The 22,049-nt window shown below is 62.6% G+C and carries 24 protein-coding genes; 20 read left to right on the forward strand and 4 right to left on the reverse strand.

Annotated features, from left to right (window positions below):
- Positions 1-115: 115 nt before the first annotated feature.
- On the forward strand, positions 116-886 hold the full coding sequence (locus EOA19_RS27030; RefSeq protein WP_023811841.1) for a sulfite exporter TauE/SafE family protein: 771 nt from the start codon (positions 116-118) through the stop codon (positions 884-886).
- Between the two features lie 33 nt (positions 887-919).
- On the opposite strand, the gene EOA19_RS27035 is transcribed toward EOA19_RS27030, so the two are convergent.
- On the reverse strand, positions 920-1,471 hold the full coding sequence (locus EOA19_RS27035; protein WP_023811842.1) for a DUF2269 family protein: 552 nt from the start codon (positions 1,469-1,471) through the stop codon (positions 920-922).
- 331 nt (positions 1,472-1,802) lie between these two features.
- Here EOA19_RS27035 and EOA19_RS27040 point away from each other — a divergent pair, with 331 nt between their 5' ends.
- From EOA19_RS27040 to ruvB, 9 genes are all read left to right on the forward strand, one after another.
- Complete coding sequence (locus EOA19_RS27040) at positions 1,803-2,183, forward strand: hypothetical protein (RefSeq protein WP_023811843.1); 381 nt, start codon at positions 1,803-1,805, stop codon at positions 2,181-2,183.
- Between the two features lie 398 nt (positions 2,184-2,581).
- Complete coding sequence (locus EOA19_RS27045) at positions 2,582-3,115, forward strand: DUF1465 family protein (protein WP_023811844.1); 534 nt, start codon at positions 2,582-2,584, stop codon at positions 3,113-3,115.
- Positions 3,116-3,191: 76 nt separating this feature from the next.
- The gene (gene ruvC / locus EOA19_RS27050) at positions 3,192-3,701 is read left to right on the forward strand and encodes a crossover junction endodeoxyribonuclease RuvC (protein ID WP_127296188.1); all 510 of its coding nucleotides are present in this window, start codon (positions 3,192-3,194) and stop codon (positions 3,699-3,701) included.
- 56 nt (positions 3,702-3,757) lie between these two features.
- Positions 3,758-4,027, forward strand: coding sequence for an AbrB/MazE/SpoVT family DNA-binding domain-containing protein (locus EOA19_RS27055; RefSeq protein WP_128305341.1), 270 nt, complete (start codon positions 3,758-3,760; stop codon positions 4,025-4,027).
- On the forward strand, positions 4,005-4,424 hold the full coding sequence (locus EOA19_RS27060) for a type II toxin-antitoxin system VapC family toxin (protein WP_128305342.1): 420 nt from the start codon (positions 4,005-4,007) through the stop codon (positions 4,422-4,424). Before EOA19_RS27055 ends, EOA19_RS27060 begins: the two co-directional genes overlap by 23 nt.
- 27 nt (positions 4,425-4,451) lie before the next feature.
- Complete coding sequence (ruvA, locus tag EOA19_RS27065) at positions 4,452-5,072, forward strand: Holliday junction branch migration protein RuvA (protein ID WP_027037190.1); 621 nt, start codon at positions 4,452-4,454, stop codon at positions 5,070-5,072.
- Between the two features lie 68 nt (positions 5,073-5,140).
- Positions 5,141-5,425, forward strand: a complete 285-nt coding sequence (locus EOA19_RS27070) for an AbrB/MazE/SpoVT family DNA-binding domain-containing protein (RefSeq protein ID WP_023811849.1) — start codon at positions 5,141-5,143, stop codon at positions 5,423-5,425.
- Positions 5,422-5,826, forward strand: a complete 405-nt coding sequence (locus EOA19_RS27075; RefSeq protein ID WP_127296186.1) for a type II toxin-antitoxin system VapC family toxin — start codon at positions 5,422-5,424, stop codon at positions 5,824-5,826. Before EOA19_RS27070 ends, EOA19_RS27075 begins: the two co-directional genes overlap by 4 nt.
- Complete coding sequence (gene ruvB / locus EOA19_RS27080) at positions 5,823-6,860, forward strand: Holliday junction branch migration DNA helicase RuvB (RefSeq protein WP_023811851.1); 1,038 nt, start codon at positions 5,823-5,825, stop codon at positions 6,858-6,860. The genes EOA19_RS27075 and ruvB overlap by 4 nt, the downstream gene beginning before the upstream one ends.
- Before the next feature lie 26 nt (positions 6,861-6,886).
- Here the strand turns inward: ruvB and EOA19_RS27085 are convergent, their stop codons facing one another.
- A complete protein-coding gene (locus EOA19_RS27085) occupies positions 6,887-8,137 on the reverse strand; it encodes a cellulase family glycosylhydrolase (protein WP_128305343.1) in 1,251 nt (416 codons plus the stop codon).
- A 57-nt stretch (positions 8,138-8,194) separates the two neighbouring features.
- On the opposite strand from EOA19_RS27085, the gene ybgC reads away from it, so the two are divergent.
- The 9 genes from ybgC (at position 8,195) to ftsH (ending at position 18,335) form a co-directional block, all read left to right on the forward strand.
- Positions 8,195-8,665 (forward strand): tol-pal system-associated acyl-CoA thioesterase, encoded by a 471-nt coding sequence (gene ybgC / locus EOA19_RS27090; protein WP_128305344.1) that lies wholly within the window; start codon positions 8,195-8,197, stop codon positions 8,663-8,665.
- Between the two features lie 397 nt (positions 8,666-9,062).
- Positions 9,063-9,773, forward strand: a complete 711-nt coding sequence (gene tolQ, locus EOA19_RS27095) for a protein TolQ (protein WP_013529145.1) — start codon at positions 9,063-9,065, stop codon at positions 9,771-9,773.
- Between the two features lie 10 nt (positions 9,774-9,783).
- Positions 9,784-10,236, forward strand: a complete 453-nt coding sequence (gene tolR, locus EOA19_RS27100) for a protein TolR (RefSeq protein WP_023811855.1) — start codon at positions 9,784-9,786, stop codon at positions 10,234-10,236.
- 7 nt (positions 10,237-10,243) lie between these two features.
- On the forward strand, positions 10,244-11,401 hold the full coding sequence (locus tag EOA19_RS27105) for a TonB family protein (protein WP_128305345.1): 1,158 nt from the start codon (positions 10,244-10,246) through the stop codon (positions 11,399-11,401).
- A 40-nt stretch (positions 11,402-11,441) separates the two neighbouring features.
- Positions 11,442-12,752: a Tol-Pal system beta propeller repeat protein TolB gene (tolB, locus tag EOA19_RS27110; protein ID WP_128305346.1), complete on the forward strand. Its 1,311-nt coding sequence runs from the start codon at positions 11,442-11,444 to the stop codon at positions 12,750-12,752.
- A 250-nt stretch (positions 12,753-13,002) separates the two neighbouring features.
- Positions 13,003-13,509 (forward strand): peptidoglycan-associated lipoprotein Pal, encoded by a 507-nt coding sequence (pal, locus tag EOA19_RS27115; protein WP_013529149.1) that lies wholly within the window; start codon positions 13,003-13,005, stop codon positions 13,507-13,509.
- 225 nt (positions 13,510-13,734) lie between these two features.
- On the forward strand, positions 13,735-14,829 hold the full coding sequence (gene ybgF, locus EOA19_RS27120) for a tol-pal system protein YbgF (protein ID WP_128305347.1): 1,095 nt from the start codon (positions 13,735-13,737) through the stop codon (positions 14,827-14,829).
- Positions 14,830-14,886: 57 nt separating this feature from the next.
- Complete coding sequence (gene tilS, locus EOA19_RS27125) at positions 14,887-16,281, forward strand: tRNA lysidine(34) synthetase TilS (RefSeq protein ID WP_128305348.1); 1,395 nt, start codon at positions 14,887-14,889, stop codon at positions 16,279-16,281.
- A gap of 125 nt (positions 16,282-16,406) precedes the next feature.
- Positions 16,407-18,335, forward strand: coding sequence for an ATP-dependent zinc metalloprotease FtsH (ftsH, locus tag EOA19_RS27130; RefSeq protein ID WP_027037183.1), 1,929 nt, complete (start codon positions 16,407-16,409; stop codon positions 18,333-18,335).
- Between the two features lie 246 nt (positions 18,336-18,581).
- Here the strand turns inward: ftsH and EOA19_RS27135 are convergent, their stop codons facing one another.
- A complete protein-coding gene (locus EOA19_RS27135; protein ID WP_128305349.1) occupies positions 18,582-19,034 on the reverse strand; it encodes a hypothetical protein in 453 nt (150 codons plus the stop codon).
- Between the two features lie 240 nt (positions 19,035-19,274).
- Entirely contained in the window at positions 19,275-20,120 is an 846-nt protein-coding gene (locus EOA19_RS27140) for a hypothetical protein (RefSeq protein ID WP_128305350.1), read from the reverse strand.
- A 367-nt stretch (positions 20,121-20,487) separates the two neighbouring features.
- On the opposite strand from EOA19_RS27140, the gene glmM reads away from it, so the two are divergent.
- Positions 20,488-21,840 (forward strand): phosphoglucosamine mutase, encoded by a 1,353-nt coding sequence (gene glmM, locus EOA19_RS27145; RefSeq protein ID WP_023811863.1) that lies wholly within the window; start codon positions 20,488-20,490, stop codon positions 21,838-21,840.
- The last annotated feature ends 209 nt before the right edge of the window (positions 21,841-22,049 follow it).

Genomic DNA, 22,049 nt, shown 5'->3' on the forward strand with positions numbered 1-22,049 from the left:
AAGGCGCCGACAGCCAAGGGATGGGGCGGCCCTGCCGATATTTGTTGTCGCCCCGCTCGGGATTCTGGGCTATTCAAGCGTCGATACGCTTTCCCTCCAGACCAGTCCCCCTCCCATGTCCGGCCTGCTTCTCGATCCGTGGTTCTACGCGGCTGCCCTTCCGGCGGTCATTCTGGTCGGCCTGTCCAAGGGCGGCTTCGGCGGCGCCGTCGGTTTCGTCGGCGTGCCGCTGATGGCGCTGACCATGCCACCGGTGCAGGCAGCCGCCATCCTGTTGCCGATCCTGTGCTTGATGGACATCGTCTCGGTGTGGACATGGTGGGGGGTCTATGACCGCAAGATGCTGATCGACATGATGCCGGGCGCCGTCATCGGCATCGGCCTTGGCTGGCTGACGGCGGCACTGGTCACCGAAGAAGCGGTGCGGCTGATCGTCGGCGCCGTCGCCATCATTTTCGTCCTGCGCTGGCTCTATCTGCAGTTTCGCCATGGCGCCAACCACGCGGCCAAGCCCAACCGTGTCGCCGCCGCCGTCTGGGGCACGGTCGCGGGTTTCACCAGCTTCGTCGCCCATGTCGGCGGGCCGCCCTTCCAGGTCTATGCCTTGCCGATCCGGCTCGATCCGAAGGTTCTGTCGGGCACCGCCGCGATCTTCTTTGCCGCCACCAATGCGCTGAAGCTTGTGCCTTATTTCGCGCTCGGCCAGTTCGACACCGCCAATCTGACGGCATCGGCGGTGCTGATGCCGCTCGCGCCGCTGTCGACCATTGCCGGGGCCTGGCTGGTGCGCCGGATGCGGCCGGAAACCTTCTATCCCTTCACCTACGCAACCGTCGCGGTCGTGGCGCTGAAGCTGCTGTGGGATGGCATCGCAGGTCTTATGTAGATAGGCGGCTGCGCCGCCGCCCGTCATCAGGGGTCAGGCAGCGCTCGGAACCAGGCGATGGTTGCCGCCAAAGGCCAGTGTGGCGCCGATCAAGACGACCAGCACCATGCCGGCGAGGATACCGATGTCATGCACGGTCGGCTTGAGCACCATGTCGGCAATGATGACCAGCATCACCGCATAGTCGAAGCGCGCCGCGCTCATCATACGCTGGCCGATGGCAAGAACCTCTGGTGTGACGCCCTCCTTGGCGATCATTGCGCCCATGCGCTCGCCGGTCGGCTTGAAGATGAACATGCCGATCGAAAAGGTCGTGGCGTAGCCGGCCAGGCCGATGAGGATCCATAGGTCGGAGAAGCCGACCCAGAACCAGCACATGATGAGGCCGAAAATCAGCGTCAGCATCGACATCGGCGCGAAAAACCTGCCCCCCAGCTGACCGCTGGCGCGCATCGCCTGCAGTTTTTCCTCGATGTTGCCCGCCCGTTCGGCAAGCATGCCCAGCAGGAACAGTACGAAGCCGCCTCCGACCCACAGAATGGCGGTAGTGACGTGGAGGAATTTGACGATCGAGTACCAGTCCATGGGTTGCTCCTGCAGTGTTCGGTCAGGTTTGCGGCTGGGCTGATTTGCGCCGGCCGTCAGAGGAGCGGGCGTTTAGCGTGGCGCCTGTTTCGGAACGATGTCGCGAAAAATCCGGCTCTGTTTCAGCCTTCCCTCAACGTACGAAGTCGCCGAGATTGTGAATGCACTATCTGATTTTCTGCTAATATACGGATGTCGGGAGGGGTTGGCGCGACATCGTCCGGATACGCTGCCGATGCTAGTGCGCCAGTGCCGGGAGCCCGGTGGCGACAACAATCGCCTGACGATTAACCCATTCCCGCAAACGGGAAAGGCAATTCGGGGGACCATTATGCAAGGGATAGCACGGAATTTCTTCACGCTGGCCATCATCTATTCGCTGTGCGGCATGGCGCTCGGCCTGTACATGGCGATCAGCCAGGATCACGGACAGATGCCGACCCACGCCCACACGATGGTGGCCGGATGGCTGATGTCGGCGGTCTTCGCCTTCTTCTACCATTTGTTTCCGGCAATCGGGCAGAAGACGCTCGCTACCGTTCATTTCTGGCTGACCGCAATCAGCGGTATCGGCCTGCTGATCGGCCTCTATTTCCTGCTTGCCGGCAATGCCGCGATCGAACCGCTGGTGGCGGCCTCCTCGATGGGCTTCTACGCGGCCATGCTGTTGTTTGCCTTCATCGCCTTGCCCGCCGTCTGGAGGACAGCCTGAGCTAGCCTGACGTAGGAGATGCTGTGCTGTTACGGCACAGTATGGCGGCGTTCGGTCAAAAAACATCGGCGCCGTTAAGGCTTCATTAAGCTTTACAGGTGTTTACTATGTTCATCCAGTGATCTGGATTCTTACCGAGTGGTTGGAGCCACTTTGTTTGACGCCTCCCTGTTAAACTCCTGAGAGCCGCCTTATCCGCGGCTCTTTTTTTGTCTTCATTTCCCTTTTTGTCCGCATCTCGAAGGGGGCCGCCCAATGGCGGCTCGCCGTTAACCTTCTGTTAAACATGTGCTTGCCTTCGCCAGTGACGAAGCGCATTTTCAAGCTTCAGTCAGATAGGGTTCCGGGTGTATCGGCAGGGAGCCGAATCGGCCGGTTGCAAGTGCAGGGGCGTATCAATGAACGAGCCTTCGAAGGGCAGTGCGAAAACCGTCAAGCTGGCGGAGCGCCGGGTTTTCTCGCAATCCTTCAAGCCGCTTTACCAGGAAGGCATGGGCCTGGTCGAACAGGCCGCCGAATATCTCGACGGCAAGGGCCGGGCCGAGGCAAAGAAACTGTCGCGGCTGGGCGCCACGCTCTATGCGGCCGAATCGATGCGGCTGACCACCAGGCTGATGCAGGTTGCGTCCTGGCTGCTTTTGCAGCGCGCCGCCAATTCCGGCGAGATGACCCGCGACCAGGTCGCGTCGGAAAAGTCCAAGGTGCGCCTCGACACCGCTTCCGCCCATGACGAAGCCACCGGCTGGGCCGAGCTGCCCGAGGATTTCCTCGACCTCGTCACCCGCTCGCTGCGCCTGCAAGCACTGGTGCGCCGCATGGACGAGGAGATCTATGGCTCGGGCGCCTTGGTCGACATGCAACCGATGGCGCGCCGCCTCAATCCGGTTTCCGACCAGATCAGCCTGCTCAACACGGCTTTCGCTCGGGGTTAGACCTCGGTCTGTCTTTCTGTTTCCGGTTTGTTCACATTTCGCTGGCATCGCTGTGGGCCGGAGGTAAAGTCGGCAAATGGCGGAAGCGATTCGCATCATCGGTATCGATCCGGGGCTTCGGCGCACCGGCTGGGGCATCGTCGAAAGCCTCGGCAATTCGCTGCGCTTTATTGCTTCAGGCACTGTGAAGTCCGACGACAAGGCGGCGCTGGCAACGCGGCTGTGCCAGCTGCATGACGGGCTGGCGGATATCCTGCACAGCGCGATGCCGCACGAGGCGGCGGTCGAACAGACCTTCGTCAACAAGGACGCCGTGGCGACGCTGAAGCTCGGCCAGGCACGTGGCATCGCCATGCTGGTGCCGGCGCGTGCCGGTCTCGTCGTTGCCGAATATGCGCCCAACGCCGTCAAGAAGGCGGTGATCGGCGTTGGTCATGGCGACAAGAAGCAGATCCACATGATGGTGAAGGTGCTGTTGCCAAAAGCCGTCTTCGACACCGAACATGCCGCCGACGCGCTGGCCATCGCCATCTGCCACGCGCATCATCGGCAAAGCGTGGCCTACAGGATGGCGCTGGCCGGCTAGCTATGTTCTTGACTTGTTCACGTTGCAGGGATAAGTAATACCGCAGAGGTATTACCATGCGCGTGACCACCAAGGGGCAAGTTACAATCCCCAAGCCGATAAGGGACCGTCTGGGCATCGCCCCGGGCTCCGAAGTGGAGTTCGTGGCCACCGACGAGGGCGTTCGGCTGGTTGCCGTCAAGGAGAATCTCTCCCAGGAAGAGAAATTGCGCAGGTTCAGCGATGTCCTCGACCGGATGGAGGGGACGTTGGATCTGGGAGGCATGACCACCGATCAGTACATGGAGTGGTTGAGGGGGCCGCGTGAAGATCTCGACGTTGATTGACACAAATGTCCTGATCGACGTCTGGGGACCGGCCGGACCGCTGACAACATGGTCGGCGTCGGCGATTGCTTCCTGCCGCCGTGATGGAGCCTTGGTGGTCAACACCATCATTTGGTCCGAACTCGCGCCACTGATAGTGACGGAAACGGCGCTTCGAAAAGCAGTCGACATGCTTGAGATGGATCGCGAACTTGTACCTTGGGACGCGGCATTCCTTGCGGGCGTCACGCATTCCCGCTATCGCCGGGCCGGGGGCATCAGGGAAAGAACCTTGCCCGATTTCTTTATCGGCGCTCACGCGACCGTCGCTGGACATCGTCTTTTGACCCGCGACGCCGCGCGTTACCGCAGTTACTTCCCGGAGCTCGACATCATCTCTCCTGAGACGCACCCATGAGAGCCCATCTTCCATGAAAGGTCTGGCATGATCGGCAAGCTCAAGGGTACGCTCGACGAGGTCGACGAGGACCATTGTCTCGTCGATATCCATGGCGTCGGCTATGTCGCCTATTGCTCGGCGCGCACGCTGGCCGCGCTGCCTTCGCCCGGCGAAGCGGTGGTGCTGTTCATCGAGACCTATGTGCGCGAGGACATGCTGCGCCTCTACGGCTTCCAGTCGCAGCTCGAGCGCGAGTGGTTCCGGTTGCTGATGAACAATGTGCCGGGCGTCGGCGCCAAGGTGGCGCTGGCCATCCTGTCGACGCTGGCGCCGGCGGATCTCGCCAACGCCATTGCGCTGCGCGACATCGCCATGGTTTCGCGCGCGCCCGGCGTCGGCAAGAAAGTGGCCGAGCGCATCGTCACCGAATTGAAGAACAAGGCGCCGGCCTATGCCGGCACCGCCTCGGGCACCATCGGCCTGAAGCAGGAACTCGGCGACGGCGTGGCATCCGCGCCGATCACCGACGCGGTCTCGGCACTGGTCAATCTCGGCTATTCGCGCGACACCGCCGCCAATGCGGTGGCGGCGGCGCTGAAGACGGCGGGCGAGGATGCGGATGCACCGAAGCTGATCCGTTTCGGGCTGAAGGAACTGGCGCGGTGATATGGTTGTTGGAAAAGAAAATTCCAACTATCATATGATTGGTAGGAAATTTCTTAGAAAGTAAGAAAATGGGTGCTTACGCCAGTCTGACCTCGAAGGGTCAGCTTACAATTCCAAAAGATGTCCGGGATGCGCTGTCACTCAAAACGGGTGACATGATCGCCTGGACGGTCATGGATGGCTACCTGATTGGAACGCCGCGCAATCTCGACTTTGCGGACCTCGCCGGATTTCTGGGCGATCCGCCCGGCGGTCCGGCGTCACTGGAGGAAATCGACCTCGCGGTGCGGGATGCAGTTGGTAGGCATGTTGTCGGAGACGGATCGCAAGGCGGACGAGAGGGCGACGAGTGACGTCGATCGGCATTGATACGAACGTTCTGCTTCGAATGGTGCTGAACGACGATGCAGAGCAACGGGCGAAAGCCCTCGCATTCGGCGAAGGCCTCAGCGACGATGCTCCCGGCTTCGTCAGCTTGATCGTGCTGGTGGAATTCAGCTGGTCGTTGATTTCGCGCTACAGACTACCGAAAGAGCAGATGCAGGCGGCAATCCAGAGACTGTTGAAGGTCAAGACACTGTTGTTCGAAGATTTCGATGCCATCGTGATTGCGCTCGAAAGATCAAATTTGCCGCAGGTAGATTTTGCCGATGCGCTGATCGCCGAGCACAATCGAAATCTGGGTTGCTCGCATACAGTCACGTTCGATCAGCGGGCCGCCAAGTCCATTGCCAGTATGGAACTGCTCGCATGAGCCTGTCGCCCCGCCTGATTGCGCCGGAAAAACGCGGCGAGGATGCCGAGCAGACCTTGCGGCCGCAGACGCTCGACGATTTTGTCGGCCAGGCGGCGGTGCGGGCCAATCTCAAAGTGTTCATCGAGGCCGCCAAAGGCCGCAACGAGGCACTCGACCACGTACTGTTCGTCGGGCCACCCGGTCTGGGCAAGACGACGCTGGCGCAGATCATGGCGCGTGAGCTCGGCGTCAATTTCCGCTCGACCTCCGGCCCGGTCATCGCCAAGGCCGGCGATCTTGCCGCGCTGCTGACCAATCTCGAGGAAGGCGACGTGCTGTTCATCGACGAGATCCATCGGCTGAGCCCGGCGGTGGAGGAGATCCTCTATCCGGCGATGGAGGATTTCCAGCTCGACCTGATCATCGGCGAAGGACCGGCGGCGCGTTCGGTCAAGATCGACCTTGCCCGCTTCACGCTCGTCGCCGCCACCACGCGGCTCGGCCTGCTCACCAATCCGCTGCGCGACCGTTTCGGCATTCCGGTGCGGCTCAATTTCTACACGGTCGAGGAGCTGGAGCAGATCGTGCGGCGCGGCGCGCGCATCCTGCAAATGCCGCTTGGCGACGACGGTGCGCTGGAGATCGCGCGGCGTGCGCGCGGCACGCCACGCATCGCCGGCCGGCTCTTGCGCCGTGTGCGCGATTTCGCCTCGGTGGCCGGCGACGGCCATGTCGACCGCAAGATCGCCGACGAGGCGCTCACTCGGCTGGAGGTCGATGCGCTCGGCCTCGACGCGCTCGACCGGCGGTACCTCAGCATGATCGCGCGCAATTTCGGCGGCGGGCCGGTCGGCATCGAGACGATCGCCGCCGGCCTGTCAGAGCCGCGCGACGCCATCGAAGACATCATCGAGCCTTATCTGATCCAGCAGGGCTTCATCCAGCGCACGCCGCGCGGCCGCATGCTGACGGCCAATGCCTGGCGCCATCTCGGCCTCGACGCGCCGAAGGATCTGGCGCAGCAGCAGATCAACCTGTTCCAGGAAGAGTAATTTTCCGGCGCGCCGTCCGTGAGCGATCAACGCAGCCCACGGATCACGTCCATTACATCCGGCTCGGCCTTGTCGCCGTTGAAGGCGTCGACGATGCCGAAGGCGCCGCCATAGCTCCACACCGACCATGAGAAGCCATGCGCTTCGGCGCGCGCGATCATGTCCTTGACATAGGCGGCCCGGAACTCGGCCGGCATCACATAGGCATTGCCGTATTCCTGGCGGATCATGCCGAACTCGCCCAGCGTGATGTCTTCCGGCTTGACGCGGTTGGCCTTCGCCCATGCCTCGACCTTTTTGAACGGCGCATCCATCAAGCCGAGCAGTTTGTCGGGGCTGTCCATGCTGGCGACCTGTTCGTCGAGATAGGCAAGCAGGCCGCTCTGCCGCGTCCATGGCGCCTCGGCCTTGATCCTGGCGCGGATGGTGTCGAGCGTCACGTCGAGCTGTGCCTTGGGCACCGCGCTCAGCGGATAGGGCAGGCCAGTCACATAGGGGATGAAGTCGCCGGCCCAGGTTGCGCCCTGATGGGTGAGCAGGAACGGATCGTAGGAATGGAAGGTCCAGATGACGTTGTCGTCCGGTATTGTTTTCGGGTCGATCTTTTCCAGCGAGTTCGCAGCGGAATAGCAGGCACCAGTCAGGATCAAGGTTAGCTTGGTGGCCGAGGATCGCGCTGCCGCGAACAGTTTGCGCTGGCGGTCCGGCCACAGGCTGGTGCCGTCGCTGTCGCAGTCGACGATCGGTTCGTTCATCGGCTCGAGAGCCACTTGTCTGGGATCTTCGCCGGCCAGCGTGCGGGCCATCTTGCGCACCATCTCGAGATAGGCGTCGAAGGTCCGCGGGTCTTCCATCACTTGCGCCATGCCGATCTTGCGGCTGCCGCCGGCCGGGATCAGGTGCATGTCGACGACGACTTTCAGTCCGGCGCGGTTGATCATGCGCACGGAGTCCAGCACGCTGGCATAGAGGTCGTCACGCAAGGCCACGGTCTGGTCGGACAGGAAAGGCGAAGGGTCGACCGGCATGCGCAGGAAATCGAGGCCGGCATCCTTCAGTGCCTTGAGATCGTTCTCCCCAAGGAATTTGCGCCACTCCGGATAGGGCAGGATGGCCTTGGCGTCGCCCCATTGGTCTTCGCCGGGCCATGTGACCCATTGGTCGAGATTGAGGCCGCGCTTCATCGAAAAGCTCGCCGCCTGGCTGGGCCACGCCAAGGCCGCGAGCACAAGCAGCGCCGCCATCAAGGTCTTGATCATCTCCGTCAACAGTGCCATCCGATGCTGTGCCACGCGGGAAACAGGTGCCTCGTCGGGGCTGAAAAAGGAAGCGCAATGGGCGATCATGGTGAATCGGCGACGCTGCTGGCTGGGCTTTCCGGTGCGCTGACGGCGTTCGGCCACCGGCTGATGGCGCGGGTCTATTATGCCGACACGGATTTCTCCGGCGTCGTCTACCATGCGCGCTATCTCGAATTCTTCGAACGCGGCCGCTCCGACTATCTCCGGCTGACCGGCGTGCACCACACCGAGCTTGCCGACGGCAAGCATGGCGAAAGAATAGTCTGGGTGGTGCGCCGCATGGAGATCGACTTTCGCGGCCCCGCCCGCATTGACGACATCCTGACGGTCGACACCCGCACCGAGGAGATTTCCGGCGCGCGCATCTTCATGGCGCAGCAGCTCAAGCGCAGCGACGAGGTGCTGGTCAAGGCCAAGGTCGAGGCGGCGATCATCGGCGAGAATGGCCGCCCAAGGCGTTTTCCCAAGGAATGGGTGGCGGCGTTCATGCCGAGGGTGCGCTGATATTCAGGTGATGCCGGCCTGCAAACAGCAGCTTCCTGCGCTTCCGGTGCTCGCGTACGAAAAGTACGCTCCGCTCCGGTTCTCGGAATCTACCGTTTTCGGCTCGGCCTGACCTGAATCTCAGCACACCCTAGGCGCAGCCATTGAATTGATGGCCTTGCCGCGGGGCGTGGCAATGCGCCGCGCCTTATATACTAACCCATCCTTAACCATAACGGTTCATGAAGAGATTGGCGAAGATTGGCGTTATCGAACGCCTTCCTTTCACCAATATTTGCCCCGAAAAGGCCGATAACGGCACAGTTTGGGGTTGTTCCGGTAGCTTCGTGCGAACCGACCACAAGGGATGCCAGGGGCCAGCCGCCAGCTTCGCCCGGAAAATCTTAAGGACGTAACGATGGAAAATATCGCACTCGCCGATCCGGGCGCGCAATTGTCGGTTTGGTCGCTGTTCGTTTCGGCCAGTTGGGTGGTCAAGCTGGTCATGATCGGCCTGCTCTGCGCCTCGGTCTGGACCTGGGCGATCATCGTCGACAAGCTGGTTTCCTATGCCCGCATGCGGCTGGCGCTCAACCGGTTCGAACAGGTGTTCTGGTCGGGGCAGTCGCTGGAGGAGCTTTACCGCACGCTCGCCGACCGCAAGACCACCGGCATGGGCGCCATTTTCGTCGCCGCCATGCGCGAGTGGAAGAAGAGTTTCGAGAAGGGCGCCAAGTCGCCGCTCGGCCTGCAGACCCGCATCGACAAGGCAATGGACCTGGCGCTGACCCGCGAGATGGAAAAGCTGGAAGGGCGCCTCGGTTTCCTTGCCACCACCGGCTCGGCGGCACCCTTTATCGGCCTGTTCGGCACCGTCATCGGCATCATGACCTCGTTCCAGGCGATCGCCGGCTCCAAGAACACCAGTCTCGCGGTGGTTGCGCCCGGCATTGCCGAAGCGTTGCTGGCGACGGCCATCGGCCTGCTCGCCGCCATTCCGGCCGTCATCGCCTACAACAAGCTGTCGTCCGACGCGAGCAAGATAGCCGTGCGCATGGAAGGGTTCTCCGACGAGTTCTCCGCCATACTCTCGCGCCAAATCGATGAAAAAGTGGCCCCCAAGGCCTGAGGAGTAGCAGATGGGTATGTCCATGGGCATGGGAGGACGCGGCGGACGCGGCCACAGGCGGCGCGGCCGTCACCATGCACTGATGTCCGAGATCAACGTCACGCCGATGGTCGACGTGATGCTGGTGCTGCTGATCATCTTCATGGTCGCCGCACCAATGCTGACGGTCGGCGTGCCGATCGACCTGCCGGATACGCAGGCGAAGGCGATGAATGCCGACACGCAGCCGATCACCGTCTCGATCAACGCCGCCGGCCAGATCTATCTCCAGGAAACCGAGATCCCGATCGAGGAGCTGGTAGCCAAGCTGCAGGCGATCTCGAAGACCGGCTATGAGGAGCGCATCTTCATCCGCGGCGACAAGTCCACCGACTATGGCACGGCGATGAAGGTGATGGCCCGCATTTCGGCCGCTGGCTACAAGAACATCGGGCTGGTTTCACTGCAGGAACAGGACCAATAGACGCGCGATGAAGACCGGCCTCACCACATCGGTGATCTTGCATACGGCGGCGCTGACCTTCGGCCTGTTCACGCTGACGGCGCCGGCCGCGCTTCCGTCGTCCGACGTCGAGTCGGTCGCGGTCGATATCGTGCCGATGGAAGCCATCGCGCAGACGTTGCAGGGCGACAAGAAGGCCGTGATGCATGAAAAGCCGGCACCCGTGCCGACGCAGCGCCCGGACATCGTTCCGGATGCGCAGAAGGTCGGCGAGAACAGCGTCGACACGGACAAGCCGATAACGCCGGAAGCAAAGCCGAAGCCGGTCGACATGACCTCGGCTCCGCCGCCCGCGCCGACGCCGATCGAAAAGCCGAAGCCCGAGGACGTGCCGAAGCCGCAGGAAAAGCCCAAGCCCACCCCGGCAACGGAAGTGGCGCCAGCGCCGACGCCCAAGGAAGAGGTCAAGCCCGAGCCGGTCAAGCAGGCCGACCCCAAGCCGACACCGGCCAAGCCGGCGCCGACCCCGCCGCCGCAGGACAAGACCGCCGCGATAGATCCGACGCCGGAGGTCAAGCCTGACGCCGTTGCCGAAGCCATAGCGCAGGAGCCGCCCGCCGAGGCGACACAACTGCCGGACTCCGCGCCCGCGCCGGAAGCACGCCCGAAGCCGCAGCCGACACAGGCCGAAAGCGCCAAGGCGCCGGACCGCAAGGATGCCGACAAGCCGGTCAAGGAAGCGTCCTCCAAGCCAAAATCGGACGACAAGCAGTTCAACGCCGACGAGATCTCCGCTCTGCTCGACAAGCAGAAGCCATCCGGCGGCGGCGCCAAGCGCTCGACCCAGCAGGCCTCGCTCGGCGGCGACAAGGATCAGGGACAGAAGCTGTCCAGGTCCGAAATGGGCGCCCTGGAAAGCCAGCTTGGCGGCTGTTGGACCCTTCCCGCAGGCCTTGAAGGATCCGAGAGCTTTGTCGTCGTGGTGCGGTTCAACCTGGATGCCTCCGGCAAGCTGGACGGGCGCCCGGCGGTCGAAAAGTCGAGCGGAAACCGTCAGTTCGACGAAAGTGCCGTTCGTGCAGTGCAGAAATGCGATGTCACCGGCTTGCAGGTTCCGGCCGGCAAGCAGGACATCTGGGCAGACGTCCGCGTCACCTTCGATCCAAGGGAGATGCTCGGCCTCTAAGGCCTGGGTATCCGAAAATCAGTACGAGAAGCGAGAAGACATGAAATCAATCCTCAAGCCGCTCCTGATGGTCGCAGCAATGGTGATGGGCATGACCGCGGCAGGCACGTTGCCGGCGCTGGCGCTCGTCGAGCTCAACGTCAACAAGGGCAATGTCGAGCCGCTGCCGATCGCCATCACGGATTTCCAGGGCGGCGACGCGCTTGGGGCGCAGATTTCGCAGATCGTCACCGCCGATTTGAAGCGTTCGGGTCTGTTCGCTCCGATCGACAAAAGCGCCTTTATCGAGAAGATCACCAACCCCGATGCAGCACCGCGCTTCGACGACTGGAAGGTGATCAACGCGCAGGCGCTGGTCACCGGCAGCGTCAGCAAGGAAGCCGACGGCCGCATCCGCGCCCAGTACCGGTTGTGGGATACTTTTGCGGGCCAGCAGATGGCCGGCGAGCAGTTCTTCGCCAACGACGCCAATCAGCGCCGTGTCGCCCACATCATCGCCGACGCCATCTATGAGCGGCTGACCGGCGAAAAAGGCTATTTCGACACCCGCGTCGTCTTCATCGACGAATCCGGCGCCAAGAACGCGCGCAAGAAGCGCCTTGCCATCATGGACCAGGACGGCGCCAATGTGCGCTATCTCTCGGACGGCAGGTCGATCGTGCTGACGCCGCGTTTCTCGCCGAACCGGCAGGAAATCACCTACATGTCCTATGAAAGCGGTCAGCCGCGGGTGTACCTGCTGCAGATCGAGACCGGCCAGCGCGAACTGGTCGGCAATTTCCCCGGCATGACCTTTGCGCCGCGCTTTTCGCCCGATGGCCAGAAGGTGATCATGAGCCTGCTGCGCGACGACGGCAATTCCAACATCTTCGCCATGGACCTGCGCAGCCGTTCAACGACGCGGCTGACCAATTCGACCGCCATCGACACCTCGCCGTCCTATTCGCCCGACGGCAGCAAGGTGGTGTTCACCTCCGACCGTGGCGGCCGCGCACAGATCTACGCGATGGGCGCCGACGGCTCCGGCCAGACCCGCATCTCCTTTGGCGACGGCGTCTATTCGACACCGGTATGGTCGCCGCGCGGCGACCTCATCGCCTTCACCAAGCAGACCGGCGGCGAATTCCAGATCGGCGTCATGAAGACCGACGGCTCGGGAGAGCGCATCCTGTCCTCCGGCTTCCAGCAGGAGGGACCGACCTGGGCGCCGAACGGCCGCGTGCTGATGTTCTTCCGCGATTCCGCCGGTGGCCCCAAACTGGTTTCGGTCGATCTGACCGGACGCAACGAGCAATCGATCCCAACGGCGAACTTCGCTTCGGACCCGGCCTGGTCGCCGCTGCTCGAATAGGTTCGGCTGAATTGCCACACATGCTGAGAAGGGGCCGTTTCGGCCCCTTTTCCATGCCTTGGCCGCCTTTTGGCCGTATTTACGCCTAGGGTCCGCGTGAACTGTGGCTTCAGGCCGAAACGGCTGCGGACGGGCAGCTTAAACCAAAATTTAACCGTGTTTCTTGAATGCCGGTTAACCCAAACGTGGTTACTGGGTGATCAACGAAATCACTCAAAGTAGATCACTCGAAATACGAAGGAGAGGCGGCATGGGCCGTATCGCAGCACTTACCAGAAACCCGGTCATGATCGCGCTGGTGGCGATGCTCGCCATCGCCGGTTGCGCCTCGAAGAAGACGCCGAACAACGCGGCCGATCTTGGCCTCAACGGCGCCGGCGCGGCGACGCCCGGCTCGGCGCAGGACTTCACCGTCAACATTGGCGACCGCATCTTCTTCGATACGGACTCGACCTCGATCCGTGCCGACGCGCAGACGACGCTCTCGCGCCAGGCGCAGTGGCTGAATCAGTACAAGCAGTATGCCATCGTCGTCGAAGGCCATGCCGACGAACGCGGAACGCGCGAATACAATCTGGCGCTCGGCGCCCGCCGCGCCGCCGCCACCCGTGACTTCCTTGTCGCCAAGGGCGTCTCGGCCAGCCGTCTCAAGACCATTTCCTACGGCAAGGAACGTCCGGTCGCGGTTTGCGACGACATCTCCTGCTGGTCGCAGAATCGCCGCGCGGTCACCACGCTCAGCGGTGCTGGCTCCTGAGGCATCACGCAGCCGACCGGCGCGTCAAAGAACGCGCGGCCGTCTAGCAGTAAAAATGCAACATACCTGCGCGAAAGGCGGCCCTGGGGCCGCCTTTTTCATATCCGGATGCTCGAAACAAAATTTGGCCGAAGTCTCGGCTCCTGCTATGAGCCGAGGGCGCTTGGCTGGTCCCATTCTGATTGGAAGGCGCGAACAAGCTAACGAAATCACTGCGAGAGGCACATGCATTTGAGATCGGTTCTGAGCGGCACGCTTGCGCTGCTGCTCCTATCAGGCGTCACCGCCTTGGCTAGTGGCACAGGGCAATCAACCGACAGCGGCTTTACCTTCCATCTTCCCAGTATCGAATTGCCGGGGTTTTTTGGTCAAAAGAAGAAACCGGACCAGGTTCAGCTGGTGCAGTCCGATCCTGCCGCTGTCACCAGCCTGGAAGAGCAACTGCGGCAGATGAACGGCAAGATCGAGGAACTCAATTTCCAGGTCCTGCAGATGCAGGAGCAGATTCGCAAGCAGCAGGAAGATAATGAATTCCGCTTCCAGCAGCTGGAAGGTGGCGGCACGCAAGGCGGGCAGCCGCCGGCGCAGAAGAAATCGGACGCCACCACCGGCCCCGACAACGACGTGGCGGCGGCCCCGGCAATACGGGCGCCGGCCGATGCCGGCGCCGCGCCCGCCAACGACCAATCGGCAGGCGGCAAGACGGTCGAGGACGTCATCGTCGAATCTCCCGATGGCGACCCCGGCAAGGTCATTCCCGGTACGGGAGCGCCGGAAAAGAATTTCGGCACCATCACCGTCGACAAGAATGGCAATGTCATCGATGCCGGCGGCAACACACAATCGACCGCGCCGGCGCAGGACACCGCGCCAGTCGCCGGGGCGGCGCCCAAGGCCGGCAAGTCCGACACGGTAGTCGCGGCGTTGCCCGCCACCAACAACCCGGAGGAGCTTTACCGCAACTCATACCAGTTCATCCTCTCGGGCGACTACGGCACCGCCGAGCAGGGTTTTCGCGACCACATCGCCCGCTTCCCCAGGGATGCGAAGGCGGCGGACGCGCATTACTGGCTGGGCGAGTCATTGCTCGGCCAGCAGAAATACCGCGATGCGGCCGAGACTTTCCTTGCCGCCAGCAAGGACTACCCCAAGGCCAAGAAAGCTCCCGACATGTTGCTGAAGCTCGGCGTGTCGCTGGTCGGCCTCAAGCAGCATGATGTTGCCTGTGCCACCTTCAGCGAGGTCGGCAAGCGCTACCCTGATATTTCCAGTGCGCTCAAGGAACGCGTCAAGCAAGAGAAGGCTCTGGCTGCCTGCTGATCCTTGTCCTACATGTCGTTGTCCTGAAACCGGGATCACTTTTGGGCGACATGCATTATGCTCGACACCGAGCCGGACCTTTCGTCTAACCCTTTTTCGCATATCGATTTTACCAGCGGCGCTGTTGCGGCCGTGTCCGGCGGCAGCGACTCGACCGCCCTGCTCCTTCTTCTCAGACACCATCTCGACCGTACGGCGCCGGCAACCAAGCTGCTGGCGGTGACGATCGACCACGGTTTGCGGTCCGGTTCGGCTGCGGAAGCGCAAGCAGTGGCGAAGCTGTGCGCCAGACTCGGAATTTCACACCGCATCCTGACATGGTCGGGCCTCAAGCCATCGACCGGCCTGCCCGCCGCCGCTCGCGAGGCGCGCTACCGGCTGTTGTCCGAAGCGGCACAAGCCGAAGGCGTCGGCATGATCCTCACCGGCCATACCGCCGATGACCAGGCGGAGACGGTGTTGATGCGGCAAGCGCGCGCAGAAGGATTGGCGCGGGACGAGGGCCAAGGCCATGCCGAAATGGCAGGCCGGGGACTTGCCGGCATGGCGCCGGCCACCCTGTATGACTCTCGCGCGTGGATCGTGCGGCCGCTTCTCGGGTTGCGGCGCGCGGCGCTGCGAGATGTCCTGCGGCGTGAGAATGTCGGCTGGGCCGACGACCCGACCAATGCCGACGAGGCTTTCGAGCGGCCGCGCATGCGGGCAGCCCTTGCCGACGGCAACGGTGCACAGCGCATCGGCGATGCACTGGCGTTGGCCGCGCATGAGGGCCGCGCGCGCAGTCAACTCGGCCTCGCCGCCGCTAGTTTGATCGGCGATTTCGCGACCCGGCTGTCCTGCGGGCTCATTCGTCTTGATCCGCTTTTGCTGAACACAGGTGACGAGCGAGCGGCCGTCTATGCGTTGCGTATCCTGCTGGCCATGGCCGGCGGAATTGCCTTCCTGCCGGATCAGGCCCGCAGCGAGACTCTGTTCGGTCGGCTGAGGGCTGGATTTCTTTGCGCCACATTGTCGCGGACGGTTGTGGATTCCCGGCGCTCCGGCATCTTCCTGCGCCGCGAGGCGCGCGGCCTGCCCTCCGCCGCTGCCATCACGGACGGCACCGTCTGGGATGGCCGCCGGCGCATCACATTGAACGACAGCAGCAGCGCATTGTTGATTGCCCCGTTCGGCGCAGCAGCGGCGAAGCGGCTGGCGAAGGGCGATGGAAAAACCCCGCCGAGCCTGATGCGCGCCGCGCTCGCCGCCGAGCCGGCGTTGTGGCAGGCCGGTGAATGCCTTGATTTGTCGGGGGATAGCCGGGCGCCAATGGCGGTTGAAGTGCGGCCGGTCGTTGCGCCCTTTGCCCGCTTCCTGCCGTCCTTCGACCTGGCGCCGGCGCGGGCCGTGGCCGGGCTGATTGGCGCGGCCCCGGTGCCGCCCTTGCCTTTCAGCGGCCACAGTGCCGGCTGATGGTTGCGCGAAAGCTTAACCCAGACGTGCTGTTCTGCTTGGCAAGGGGGGACGCTCTCCCTATGTTAGGCGCAAGTTTCCTCTCATGACGCGTGTCCGCCCCGCGGACGCCAACGGGACAATTGATGAATCCGAACTATCGCAACCTCGCGCTCTGGGCGATCATAGCGGTCCTGCTCATAGCCCTGTTCAATCTGTTTCAGACGCCGCAGACGCGAGGGGCCTCCAGCGATGTGCCTTATTCGCAGTTCCTGCAGGATGTCGCGGCGGGCCGGGTCAAGACGGTGACCATCGCGGGCGCCCGTATCAGCGGCACCTACACCGACAATGCCAGCGGCTTCCAGACCTATTCGCCCGGCGATCCTTCGCTGGTCTCGCGGCTGCAGGACAAGAACGTCACCATCAATGCGCGGCCTGAAACAGACGGTTCCAATTCGCTGTTCGGCTATCTGATCTCGTGGCTGCCGATGATCCTCATCCTCGGCGTCTGGATATTCTTCATGCGCCAGATGCAGTCCGGCTCCGGTCGCGCCATGGGCTTCGGCAAGTCGAAGGCCAAGCTGCTCACCGAAGCGCATGGCCGCGTCACCTTCCAGGACGTTGCCGGCGTCGACGAAGCCAAGGAAGATCTGGAAGAGATCGTCGAGTTCCTGCGCGATCCGCAGAAATTCCAGCGGCTCGGCGGCAAGATTCCGCGCGGCGTGCTGCTTGTCGGCCCTCCGGGAACCGGCAAGACGCTGCTCGCCCGCTCGGTTGCCGGCGAAGCCAATGTGCCGTTCTTCACCATTTCCGGTTCTGACTTCGTCGAGATGTTCGTCGGCGTCGGTGCAAGCCGCGTCCGCGACATGTTCGACCAGGCCAAGAAGAACGCGCCCTGCATCATCTTCATCGACGAAATCGACGCTGTCGGCCGTCATCGCGGCGCCGGCCTCGGCGGCGGCAATGACGAACGCGAGCAGACGCTGAACCAGCTCCTGGTCGAGATGGACGGCTTCGAGTCCAACGAAAGCATCATCCTGATCGCCGCCACCAACCGGCCCGACGTGCTCGACCCCGCCCTGCTCAGGCCAGGCCGCTTCGACCGCCAGGTCGTGGTTCCGAACCCTGACATCGTCGGCCGCGAGAAGATCCTCAAGGTGCATGTGCGCAACGTGCCGCTGGCGCCCAATGTCGACCTCAAGGTGATCGCGCGCGGTACGCCGGGCTTTTCCGGCGCCGACCTGATGAACCTCGTCAACGAATCCGCGCTGATGGCGGCACGGCGCAACAAGCGCCTCGTCACCATGGCCGAATTCGAGGACGCCAAGGACAAGATCATGATGGGCGCCGAGCGTCGCTCGTCGGCCATGACCCAGGCCGAGAAGGAGCTGACCGCCTACCATGAGGCCGGCCACGCCATTCTCGCGCTCAACGTGCCGTCGGCCGATCCGCTGCACAAGGCCACCATCATCCCGCGCGGCCGCGCGCTCGGCATGGTCATGCAGTTGCCGGAAGGCGACCGCTATTCGATGAGCTACAAATACATGGTCTCACGCCTCGCCATCATGATGGGCGGCCGCGTCGCCGAGGAGTTCAAGTTCGGCAAGGAGAACATCACCTCGGGTGCCTCTTCGGATATCGAGCAGGCAACCAAGCTGGCCCGCGCCATGGTCACGCGCTGGGGCTTTTCCGACAAGCTCGGCCATGTCGCCTATGGCGACAACCAGGAAGAAGTGTTCCTTGGCCACTCGGTGGCGCGCACGCAGAACGTGTCGGAAGAGACGGCGCAGATCATCGACGCCGAAGTGCGCCGCCTGATCGACGAGGCCTACTCATCGGCGAAGTCCATCCTGACCAAGAAGAAGAAGGAATGGATCGCGCTGGCGCAGGGCCTGCTGGAATACGAGACGCTGTCCGGCGAGGAGATCAAGCAGTTGATCGCCGGCCACAAGCCAGCGCGCGACCTTGGCGACGACACGCCGCCGAGCCGTGGCTCTGCCGTGCCGAAGTCCGGCGGCCGGCGCAAGAAGGGGCCGGAGCCCGAAGGCGGCATGGAACCGCAGCCATCGAGCTGAGCTTGACCACTGATTTCATCGAACGCCGCGGCTTGCTCCGCGGCGTTTTTTGTTTTTGGCGTTGGGGAGGAGTTGTCCGCGACCTCGCATCTGCGACGATGACGATTGGCGAAAGCCTAGGTGATAGCCAATCTCCCCCTTGCGGGGGAGATTGGCAACGTCGCCGCTGGCGTGCCCTCGAAGGCAACAAGAAGGCCCGCGAACCCTGCGGTTCGCAGGCCTTCTCTTCTTCAGATGTCTTGTCGCTCAGCTCTTCAGCTTGGCATTGCACAGGCTGTAATAACCGCCGCCCTTCTGGATCCAGCGAAGGCCGTTCAACGTGCCCGCGTCCTTGTTGCCATGGTAGCCCTGGAGACAGGTCTTCATGCGCGCCTTCGCGGGCTTTTCGGTCTTGAACTCGGCGGCCAGCGTGGTCGGGAATGTCACGCCCGCGGGCGCTAAAGTGGGGGCGACCGCCGCGCTGGTTTCCTTTTTCGTATGCGGCTTGGTTTTGACCGTATCCTCGCTGACACTGTCCGCTGCTGATGTCGCGCACTTCTCCTTGCGAAAAGCTGTCCAGTCCATGCCGTTCAGAGTGCCGCCTTCCTTGGCTGTTCGATAGGTCTCGCCGCATTCCTTCATCGTCAGTGCGCTTGCGGGGGCGACGCTCCAAGCGACAAATGCGGTCGCAGCCAATACCGCCAATTTCAAACTGTGCATAAGACCCTCCTGGTTGATAATAAGTTTGACGTCTTTTTGTATACGGTTTGTTCTTTATATGTTCAACCAGAATCGTTACGGACTACCGATGAGCTTGGCGGTGGGCAGTAGGCGAATTGATGATCCCGGCAGCCCGGCGACATGCAGTTGCGAGCAAGGCAGTATGCGTCTTCGCGCAACAAAAAAGGCCCGCGCATCTTGCGATGCGCGGGCCTTTGTTTGGAGACTATGGCTAAGCGATCAGCTCTTCAGCTTGGCATTGCACAGGCTGTAGAAGCCGCCGCCCTTCTGGATCCACTTCAGGCCGCCAAGCGCATTGGCGTCCTTCAAGGCATAATACTGGTCGAGGCAAGTGTGCATGCGGCCTTTACCGGGGGTCTCGCTGGAATATTTAGCCGAGATCGCGGACGGGAAAGTGACGCCCTTGGGTGCGGCCGTGGTCGGCTTTGCCGGCTCCTTGGTGTAGCTCGCCTCGTCGGCGGCCGGCACGGTGTCGTCATCCGAGGCACCGGTACCGCATTCGGCCTTGCGGAAGTCGTTCCACTTCATGCCTTTCAGCGTGTTGGCCGTCTTGGCAGCCTGATACTTGGTGCTGCATTCGGCCATGCTCAGGCCCTTGCCGTCGGCGGGAGCCGCGGCTGCCTTGGTGGCTGCCGGCTTGGCGGCGGCAGCGGCGGATGCACCGGCGGCGCATTCGGACTTGCGGAAGTCGTTCCACTTCATGCCGTTCAGCGTGCCGGCGGCCTTCGCCGCCTGGTATTTGGTGCTGCATTCCTTCGCCGTCAGGCCCTTGGCCGTGCTGTCGTCCGTCGCGGCGGCAGCCTTGGCCGGCTTCGTCTCGGCAGCCTTCGTGGTGTCAGTTGCTTTCTTGGTATCGGCCGGCTTGGCGTCGGTCGTCGCGGCGGCGTCGGTGCCGCACTGAGCCTTGCGGAACTGGTTCCAGGTCGCGCCGGCGAGTGTCCCCGCATCCTTGGCGGCGTTGTACTTCGTGCTGCACTCGGCCATCGTCAGTGCGTTGGCTGGCGCGGTCAGGAACAAGGTCGCGACGGCGAGGCCGGTCAAAGTGGCAAGTCGGTGGATGAGCATAGCGTTTCTCCGTTGCAGCAGCCCATGATACGTCCCTGCAAATCAATACCGCTCAACGGGCGGTTGCGCCAGATGCTAAGTGGCGTATATATCGCCGAAGACCGGTTTCTCCCGATAAGGTGATGAAATCGTTGTTTGTTGCCTGGTCCAAAGCAAGATTTTGCTGGTGCATCCGCGCTGAAAGGCTCGCATGACTTGTATATTGCAACATGGCAGTCTGGGCATGTCAGGTTGCGGCCACATGTGTGCAGTGCACAACAATGGTTTTCTAAGGATTGGTAACGTATAATCACACAATGTGATCATAGCGCCCTGGCCAATTGTGGCATGACGTGCCGGGGAAGAAACGTCGAGGAAGCTGACTAGCATGGCAGGGAATTATTTCGGCACGGACGGCATTCGCGGACGCGCCAACAAGTTTCCGATGACGGCTGAAATCGCGATGCGGGTCGGCATGGCCGCCGGCCTTTCCTTCCAACGCGGCAGCCATCGTCATCGTGTCGTGCTCGGCAAGGACACCAGGCTTTCCGGCTATATGATCGAGAATGCCATGGTCGCCGGTCTTTGTGCCGCCGGCATGGACGTGTTCCTGCTCGGCCCGATCCCGACTCCGGCTGTCGCCATGCTGGTGCGTTCGCTGCGCGCCGATATCGGCGTCATGATCTCGGCCTCGCACAACCCCTATTACGACAACGGCATCAAGCTGTTCGGACCCGACGGCTACAAGCTCTCCGACGAAATCGAGGAGCGCATCGAGAGCATGCTCGACAAGGATATCGAACTGGCGCTCGCCGATTCCGACGGGCTTGGCCGCGCCAAGCGCGTCGATGGCGTGCATGACCGCTACATCGAATTCGCCAAGCGCACCTTGCCGCGCTCGATGTCGCTCGCGGGCTTGAGGATCGTCGTCGATTGCGCCAATGGCGCGGCCTACAAGGTGGCGCCCGAGGCGCTGTGGGAACTGGGCGCCGAAGTCGTCGCCATCAATGTCGAGCCCAACGGCTTCAACATCAACAAGGAATGCGGCTCGACCCATCCGGCCGGCCTGCAAAAGAAGGTGCACGAAGTGCGCGCCGACATCGGCATCGCGCTCGACGGCGACGCCGATCGCGTCGTCATCGTCGATGAAAACGGCGCGATCGTCGATGGCGACCAGATCATGGCGCTGATCGCCGAATCCTGGCACCAGAGCGGGCGGCTTGCGGGCGGCGGCGTCGTTTCGACGGTGATGTCCAATCTCGGCCTCGAGCGCTTCCTCGGCGGCATGAAGCTGCAATTGCACCGCACCAAGGTTGGCGACCGTTATGTCGTCGAGCATATGCGCGCGCATGGCTTGAATGTCGGCGGCGAACAGTCAGGTCATATCGTGCTGTCCGACTTTTCGACGACCGGCGACGGCCTGGTCTCGGCGCTGCAGGTGCTGGCCTGCATCAAGCGGCAGGGGCGGCCGGTCAGCGAACTGTCGAAAAAGTTCGAACCGGTGCCGCAGCTTCTGAAGAACGTCCATATTTCCGGCGGCAAGCCGCTCGAGGAGGCGCCGGTCAAGGCCGCCATCGAAGACGCCCGTAACCGCCTCGGCAAGACCGGACGGCTGGTTATCCGGCCATCAGGGACAGAACCGCTGATCCGCGTGATGGCCGAAGGCGACGACCCGCAGCTGGTCGAGTCCGTCGTCAACGGCATCGTTGAAGTCATCTCGGAAACGCGCAGCGCCGCCTGACCCCAGCGCGTCCAGCAGGACGTGGATCGGACAACCAGGCGCGCCGCGCTCCCTTAACCGGTCCAAGGCCCGCCCCTCGGCGTAATGCAGTTCACTTAGGCACCTTCAGTGTTCTGACAGGATATTTGGCTGGTAGCTTTTTGACGACACGGGGGCATGATCGCCCCCGTGTTTTTGGGAGGATGAGGTCTCCCAGCCGTTGTCTTAAT

The sequence above is a fragment of the Mesorhizobium sp. M7A.F.Ca.US.010.02.1.1 genome, assembly GCF_004023085.1.
Classification (GTDB): Bacteria; Pseudomonadota; Alphaproteobacteria; order Rhizobiales; family Rhizobiaceae; genus Mesorhizobium.